We start from the raw sequence: 2,335 nt of genomic DNA, 5'->3' as shown, positions 1-2,335 counted from the left end.
AGCAGCATTTTTGGTCGAATCGTTGCATCTGTAAACTACACTAAAATGCTCGAATTGATCACTTGATGCTTAATGTCGTGGTTTGTACACAAATAAATGCAATATCAAGTTCTTGCTGTGGCTCTATTGCGTCATAAATACGGTTTAAGCCTTAGATTGAGATGACCGTTTAGCCATAGACCAAAGTCGATAGCCTACAATGACATAGACAATGCTAACCTGAATAAAAAAGGATTGGAGTATTCATGCTAAATAGAACAATTTTTATTAATGGTTTAGTGGTATTTGCTATCACTGTGCTACTGAGTTATTTCACTCTATCTCCTTGGCTGTATGCATTGTTGATCGCACTCACATCTGTGGCCACGTTACTGCTTACCCACAAAAAAGAAACTAGCCCAGAAATCCTTGAGTCATCTCAACAAGATGAGCATGTTGCTAGTGGTATTAGCAAAGCTGCCACTCGGATTGCCATTGGTGGGGCTGAAGTGTCATTTTTTATCGAAAAACTAGCACATGCAATGGGGTTACAAGTTAAGCATGTTCAAGAAATATCAGAACGAGCAGGTAATTTAGAGCAAGGTGCTCAACAACTTCTAGGCCAATCCGCCCAAGTACGCTTACTGGTTGAAGAAGCAAATACCCAAGCTTCCAGCTACGCCAAAGAAATAAAACAAGTCGATGAACAGCAACGCATCCTGTCTACTGAGATTGAATCAACGGCAGTGTTATTAATCGAACTTAAAAATAAAGCCAATGCTATAAGCAGTATCACCGACACTATTAATCAACTATCTGATCAAACCAATATGTTGGCCCTCAATGCTGCAATTGAAGCCGCCAGAGCCGGTGAGCAAGGCAGAGGATTTGCCGTGGTAGCCGATGAAGTTCGCAATCTGGCACATAAAACGGCTGAAGCAACGCAAGGTATCGAATCATTGTTGTCAGAAATTGGCGAGAATAGCATTCAATCAGTACAAGCAATGCAACGAGTGAGTGAGATGGGGGGGAAGCTCTCTCAACGCATGAATGAGATCTATATCCTCACACAAGCGAGCCAAGAAAGTATGGCCGGTGCAGCAAGCGAAATGCTGCAAATGGATCAAACGGTAGGGTTAACCGTTGATAATACCAATGGTATTGGTGCAAATATTGAAGGAATAGGGGCCTCTATACTCAAAGTTGATACCGACTTAATAGAAGCTTCAGATCGCGTTCTTGAACTTAGTGGCTTTGCCGAACAGATTTTTCGTCATCTGCAGAGTTTCGATTTATCGGATAAACACGCAATTATTGCTAATGTCGCGCTTAATGCAGCGGCTGATGTCGGAACCATTTTTGAACACGCTTTGGAAAAAGGTTCACTTACACAAGCACAGTTATTTGACTCAAATTACCAACCAATCCCTAAAACCGACCCGCAAAAATTCACCACCGGTTTTGACCGTTTTACAGACTCAAATTTACCTAACATTCAAGAGGTCATTTTAAAAAATAACGCAGATATTATTTATGCAGGAGCTGTGGATGTAAGAGGCTATTTCCCTACTCATAATCTCAAATTTTCTAAGCCTTTAACCGGAAATCGGGAACAAGACCTTGCTGGTAATCGCACCAAGCGTATTTTTGATGACCCAACAGGCAAGCGATGCGGCAGCAACACCGAAACTTTTTTACTGCAAACTTATAAGCGTGATACCGGTGAAGTGATGCATGATCTGTCTGCACCTATTTACGTTAATGGAAAGCATTGGGGTGGGTTTAGAATTGGTTACAAGGCAGAAGAGTAATAAATAATTAGCGCTATCCGGCGCATGATTATTATTTTATGTGCATGCAACCAATGAAAATTTACACATTGGAATTATGTTGTTAATTCATTGACTAAAGACCTAATGCACAGCAGCCTAAAGTATATTTAGTTGCTGTGCGCCAATAGCATTGAACATTCCTCACCTAAAAATAAAAATTCAAATAAGGTCAAATTAATACCTTTGAGAAACAGCTCTGAACCATACCGTTTATTCATTACCCATAAGAATATTATTATTAACTCATTAAGAGTTAAAGGTAGTTTGGCTACATATTAAGGATTTCTAAATTTAAGCCGAAATTGTAGTGAAAGTGGTAGCAAGATTGGCTCAGAAATTTCCACTAGGCGAAGCTGTATAAACTCACAATGTCCACGATGTGCTGAGAGTGATTGATGAATGAGCGGTAATTGCTTATGCAAACATAAACAAACACTACACCTAAACGGCATTAATGTTTTACTGCAAGTAGCTATTTTCTGAGGAAGAACAAAGATATTGCGGATATTTGATGAACGGTGCAT

1 protein-coding gene is annotated in these 2,335 nt (G+C 39.9%); it reads left to right on the top strand.

What is annotated here, in order from left to right; translation table 11 throughout:
* Positions 1–245 precede the first annotated feature (245 nt).
* Complete coding sequence (locus CXF78_RS20615; RefSeq protein WP_102037808.1) at positions 246–1,790, top strand: methyl-accepting chemotaxis protein; 1,545 nt, start codon at positions 246–248, stop codon at positions 1,788–1,790.
* Positions 1,791–2,335 lie beyond the last annotated feature (545 nt).

It is taken from the genome of Shewanella sp. 11B5 (assembly GCF_002836795.1).
Taxonomy (GTDB): Bacteria; Pseudomonadota; Gammaproteobacteria; order Enterobacterales; family Shewanellaceae; genus Shewanella; species Shewanella frigidimarina.
This window is presented reverse-complemented; position numbering and strand designations above follow the sequence as displayed.

Coding starts and splice junctions, on each gene's coding strand:
- CXF78_RS20615 (WP_102037808.1), top strand. CDS start 246: ATGCTAAATAGAACAATTTTTATTAATGGTTTAGTGGTATTTGCTATC.